Consider the following 6,241-nt stretch of genomic DNA (forward strand, 5'->3'; position numbering starts at 1 on the left):
TTCGACTAACAGGAGGTCGTGGCAAGTGAGATTCCGACCCCGGATAGCGGCAACCCTCGGCGTGGCCATGCTGGCCACGCTCGGGGTGACCGGTCCGGCCCACGCCAAGGAAACCTACCCCTTCCAGAACCCCCGCCTACCGCTCAAGACCCGCGTCGACGACCTGCTCAAGCGGCTGACCGTCGACGAGAAGATCTCGCTGCTCCACCAGTACGAACCGGCCATCCCACGCCTGGGGATCAAGGCGTTCAAGACCGGCACCGAGGGGCTGCACGGCGTCGCCTGGTCCACCGACGTCCACGACAACGGCGCGGTGGTCACCGCGAACGGCACGGTGTTCCCCCAGGCGATCGGCCTGGCCTCGACGTGGAACCCGGCGCTCATCAACAAGGTCGGCTCGGCCGTCGGCGACGAGGCGCGCGGGTTCAACGCCGTCAACCCGGACGTGTGGGGGCTCCAGCTGTGGGCACCCGTCGTCAACCTGCTGCGCGACCCCCGCTGGGGCCGCAACGAGGAGGGCTACTCCGAGGACCCGTACCTCACCGGCGCGATCTCCACGGCGTACGGCTCCGGCATCGAGGGACCCGACCCGGACCACCTCAAGGCCGCGCCCGTCCTCAAGCACTACCTCGCCAACAACAACGAGGTGAACCGCGACACCACGTCGTCGGACCTGCGGCCCCGCGTGAAGAAGGAGTACGACGAGAAGGCCTTCTCCCCGGCCGTCTCCGCCGACGCCGCCACCGGTGTGATGGCGTCGTACAACCTGGTCAACGGGCGGCCCAACACCGTCGACCCCGACCTGAACGACGTCGTGCGCTCCTGGACCAGACGTGACCTGCTCAACGTCACCGACGCCGGCGCGCCGAACAACCTGACCGGCAGCGAGAAGTACTACGCCACCCAGCCCGAGGCGGACGCCGCTCTCCTCAAGGCCGGCCTGGACAGCTTCACGGTCGACGACACGGACGGCTCGAAGACCGCCGCCGCCGTCACGTCGGCGCTGTCGCAGGGCCTGCTCAAGCAGTCCGACCTGGACACCGCGGTGAGCCACATCCTGAGCCTGCGGGTCCGGCTGGGCGACTTCGACCCGGACGGCGGCCCGTACGCCAAGATCGGCAAGTCGGTCATCAACAGCGCGGCCAACCAGGCGCTGGCCCGGCAGACCGCCGACCAGGCCGCCGTACTGCTGAAGAACTCCCGGAACGCCCTGCCGCTGAACGCCGCGACGAGCAAGAAGGTCGCGGTGGTGGGTCCGCTGGAGAAGACCCTCTACACCGACTGGTACTCCGGTTCCCTGCCGTACAAGGTGACCCCGCTGGACGGCGTCAAGCAGCGGCTCGGCGCCGGCGGCACCGTCGCCGACAGCGAGGGCGCCGACCGCATCGCGCTCAAGGACGTCAAGACCGGCAAGTACATCACCGCCGGGACCGGGGCGTCCGGGGCCGCGCTGAAGGAGAGCGCGACCAGCGCCGACGCCACGACCCAGTTCGACGTGTTCGACTGGGGGCAGGGCAGGCTGACCCTGCGCAGCGTCGCCAACGGCAAGTACGCCGGCCGCTACAACTGGGGCGACACCGTCGTCAACGACCAGGACCAGCCGAACGGCTGGTTCGTCCAGCAGATGTTCTCCCTGGAGAAGCAGGACGACGGCAGCTCCCTGCTCCGGTACTCCGGCTACGAGGCCGACGAGTCCTGGTACGGCGACAAGAAGTACCTCAAGGCCGGCGACGACGGCACGCTCGTGCTCACGACCAAGGCCGAGGCCTCCCACTTCGCCAAGGACACGATCAGCAGCGGCGCCGACGAGGCGGTCAAGGCCGCCAAGGGCGCCGACGCGGCGGTCGTGGTCGTCGGCAGCATGCCGTTCATCAACGGCCGTGAGGCGCACGACCGCACCACCATGGCCCTCGCCGAGAGCCAGGAGAACCTGATCAAGGCGGTGCGCGCGGCCAACCCCAACACGATCGTGGTGGTGGAGAACAGCTACCCGACCACGCTCAACTGGGAGCAGAAGAACGTCCCGGCGATCCTGTGGACGACGCACGCCGGCGCGGAGACCGGGCACGCCATCGCCGACACGCTCTTCGGCGACAGCAACCCGGCCGGGCGGCTCACCCAGACGTGGTACCGCTCGGAGGGCGACCTGCCCGGCATCCTCGACTACGACATCATCAAGTCGGACCGCACGTACCTGTACTACAAGGGCCGCACGCTCTACCCGTTCGGCTACGGCCTGTCCTACACGAGCTTCCGCTACGGCGGGCTGCACGTGAGCAGGGCGGGCGGGCGCGTCACCGCCACCGTCCAGGTCACCAACACCGGCAAGCGCGCCGGTGACGAGGTGGTCCAGCTCTACACCCACCAGCGGACCTCGCGCGACAAGCAGCCGGTCAAGCAGCTGCGCGCGTTCCAGCGGGTGCACCTGGCCCCCGGCCGGACCACGACGGCGCGGCTGACGTTCAACGTGTCCGACCTGGCGCACTGGGACGTCACCCGGGACAAGAACGTCGTGGAGACCGGCACGTACGACGTGCTCGTCGGTGCCTCCTCGGCCGACGTCCGGCAGCGCGCCGCCGTGCGCGTCCAGGGCGAGACCATCCCGGCGCGCGACCTCACGGCGCCGACCCGCGCGGTCGACTTCGACGACTACAAGGGCGTGCGCCTCGTCGACGAGACCAAGGTGCGCGGCGACGCGGTCGGCGCGGCCGACGGCGACTGGATCAAGTTCGCCGGCGCGTCGCTCGGCTCCGGAGCGGCGACCTTCACCGCCTCGGCCGCCAAGGCGAGCGACGGCACCGGCTCGATCGAGGTCCGCCTCGACTCGCCGACCGGCCCCCTCGCCGGCACCGCGACGGTGTCGAGCACCGGCGACGTCTACAAGTACGCGACCACGACCGCCGCGCTGCGCGGCGCGAAGGGCCGCCACGACGTCTACCTGGTGTTCCACGGCGACCTGCGGGTCAGCACCTTCTCGCTGAAGTAGAAAGACCGGCCGCCGCTCGGCCGAAGCGACCTCCCACGATCGCGATGGGAGCGCTCCCCTAAGAGCGGCGGCCACACAGGCCGGGCGTCCCGCCCCGGCCCCAGGAACGCTGGGGCGGGACGCCCATCCATCGGGGGACCGACCATTTCCGGACTCATCGGGGGATTGACCGTTCCGGCTCCATCACCGCCACCCGGAGGCCCCGGCTCGTGAAAGTCAGACTCCTCGCCCTCCTGACCGCCATCACCGCGTCACTCGCCCTCGCGGTGTCCCCCGTCGTCCCGCCGATCGCCGCCGCCGCGCCACAGCACCAGGTGACGTACGACCACTACTCCGTGAAGATCGACGGGCAGCGCGTGCTGCTGCGGTCCGCCGAGTTCCACTACTACCGGCTGCCCAGCCCCGACCTGTGGCGCGACGTGCTGGAGAAGTACAAGGCGGCCGGGTTCAACACCGTCTCGCTGTACTTCGACTGGGCGTACCACTCGCCCAAGGCCGGGGTGTACGACTTCACCGGCGTCCGTGACGTGAACCGCCTGCTGACCATCGCCCAGCAGGCCGGCCTGTACGTCATCGCGCGCCCCGGGCCGTACATCAACGCCGAGACCACCGGCGGCGGCTTCCCCGCATGGCTGAAGAACGTGCCGGGCCGCGCCCGCAGCAGCGCACCGGGCTACACGGCCGCGTACCGGGACTGGCTCGGCCACATCGACCGGATCCTCGCGCCGCACCAGATCACCCGGGGCGGCTCGGTCATCCTTTACAACGTCGAGAACGAGTACGCCATGAACACCGACGCGGCGTACATGGAGGACATCCAGAAGAAGGCGCGCGCCGACGGCATCGACGTGCCGACCATGACCAACGACTGCTGCGACGCGGCGTCCTGGACCTCCACGTGGGCGTCCGGGCAGGGCGCGGTGCAGATCCCGGGCGTGGACGACTACCCGCAGGGCTTCGCCTGCGCCGACCCCGACGCGAGCTGGGGGCCGTGGGGCGCCGGGCTCACCGAGCGGCTGCGCGACGACACGCCGGTCTTCGCCGCCGAATATCAGGCCGGGTCGATCGACCCGGACAACGCCGGGTTCGACAAGTGCCGGGAGCTGACCGGGCCGAAGTTCATGAAGTTCTTCTACAAGTCGAACCTCATCTCGGCCGGAGCGACAGCGTTCAACTACTACATGGGCTTCGGCGGCACCAACTGGGGCTGGCTGGCCCAGCCGAACGACGTCCCCACCTCGTACGACTACGGCTCGGCGATCACCGAGAACCGCCTGCTGAGCGACAAGTACGACGAGTTCAAGCGGCAGAACCTCTTCCTGGGCTCCGTCGCCCCGCTCACGAAGACCGACCCGGCGACCGCGCCGGCGTCCTCGGACAAGGCGATCGAGACGGTCGCGCGCGCCAACCCGGACACCGGCACGCAGTTCGTGCTGGTCCGCCACAGCGACCACGCGGCCACGTCCGACGACTCGGCCACGCTCGACTGGACCACGCCGGACGGCCGCTACACGGTGCCGGTGCGGGTCAAGGGCCGGGACGCCAAGGTGCTGGTCGCCGGGTACGACCTGGGCGGCCAGCGGCTCGTCTGGTCGAACTCGGAGATCATGACCCACGTGGTGACCGGCGGCCGGGACGTCGCGGTGCTGTACGGCACGGACGGCACGCAGGGCTCCACGGTGCTGCGCTACTCCTCCCAGCCGACCGTGAAGGTCCTGTCCGGGTCGGTGAAGGCGTCGTACTCTCCCCGACCAACCGGCCCCGGCCTACCTCCCGGCGCGGGCGGTGACCTGCGGCTCGACTACACCCACTCGGGCCTGGCCCGGGTGCTGATCAGCGGCGGCGGGCGCCGTCCGCTGCTGCTCCTGCTCGGCACCGACGCCGAGGCGGCGAAATTCTGGCAGGCGGGATCGGTCCTCGTGCGCGGCACGTCCCTCGTCCGCTCCGCCACCGTGACCGGGCGGACCGCCTCCCTGCGCGCCGACACCGCCAAGGCCGAGGACGTCGAGGTGTTCGGCGACGCCCACCGCCTCGTCGTGAACGGTTCGCCCGTACGGACGCGGGTGACCGCGAGCGGGTCGCTGCTGGGTACGCTGTCCGGCCCGCAGGCCGTGCATCTGCCGGCGCTGACCGGCTGGCGATCGAAGACGGAGGCACCCGAGGCGCAGCCCGGCTTCGACGACTCCGGCTGGACGGCCGCGACCAGGACCACGACCGAGAGCCCGCTGAAGCCGAAGACCCCGACCGTGCTGTACACCGACGACTACGGCTACCACTACGGCGACGTCTGGTACCGGGGCCGCTTCACCTCCACCGGCACCGAGACGAAGGTGTCGCTGAACGCCTTCACCGGCAAGCGCGGCTCCTACCTGGTGTGGCTGAACGGGCGGTACCTCGGCTCGGCGGCGGGCGGCGTCCAGGCCGACTCCGATTCGCCGGTGAACCCCGACCCCGGGCGCGGCGACTTCACGATCCCGGTGGGCCTCGTCAAGGCGGGACAGCCCGCCGTGCTGTCCGTCCTCGTGGAGAACCAGGGCCACAACGACGACTGGATCGCCGACGACAACCGGTTCAAGCAGCCGCGCGGCCTGTACGGGGTCTCGATCGACGGATCGAGCGCGCCGATCTCCTGGCGGATCCAGGGCGCCAGGGGCGGCGAGAACCTCGCCGACCGGACGCGGGGGCCGCTGAACAACGGCGGCCTGTACGGCGAGCGCGCCGGCTGGCACCTGCCCGCCTACGACGACAGGTCCTGGACGGCCGGGGCCGCGACCCAGGTGGCGCCCAGCGTGACCTGGCAGCGCACCTCCTTCCGGCTCGACCTGCCCAAGGGTCAGGACGTGCCGATCGTGCTGCGCTTCGGCGGGCCGGTCGGGAAGGGCTACCGCGTCCAGATCTTCCTCAACGGCTGGAACCTCGGCCAGTACGGCGGCGACATCGGCCCGCAGACCGACTTCACGCTGCCCGCCGGCCTCCTACGGCAGCACGGCCGCAACAGTCTCGCTCTCGCGGTCGTCGCCCGCACCGGCGCCACGCCCGCACCGGTGAGCCTGGTCGCGCTCGACAACGAGCGCGGCGGCGTGCCCGTGTCCGACGTTCCCTCCCCCTCCTCCCGCTGATCTCTTACGGTGCCGTGGCACTCCGAGCTGTTGTTCTTCGAGGAGCCGAAGGGCGGCGTCTTCTGCCCGCCCGGCAACACCTACGCCGCCTCCCAGGGCCAGACCATCTCCCCGTCCGGCTGGTTCTGGCACCCCT

General features: G+C 70.6%; 2 protein-coding genes. Both read left to right on the plus strand.

Annotated elements, in window-relative coordinates; genetic code table 11:
* Positions 1-25 precede the first annotated feature (25 nt).
* Positions 26-2,986, plus strand: a complete 2,961-nt coding sequence (locus tag NE236_RS35785) for a glycoside hydrolase family 3 protein (protein WP_252846676.1) — start codon at positions 26-28, stop codon at positions 2,984-2,986.
* 209 nt (positions 2,987-3,195) lie between these two features.
* Entirely contained in the window at positions 3,196-6,105 is a 2,910-nt protein-coding gene (locus NE236_RS35790; RefSeq protein WP_252846677.1) for a beta-galactosidase, read from the plus strand.
* The last annotated feature ends 136 nt before the right edge of the window (positions 6,106-6,241 follow it).

It is taken from the genome of Actinoallomurus purpureus, from assembly GCF_024055795.1.
Taxonomy (GTDB): domain Bacteria; phylum Actinomycetota; class Actinomycetes; order Streptosporangiales; family Streptosporangiaceae; genus Actinoallomurus; species Actinoallomurus purpureus.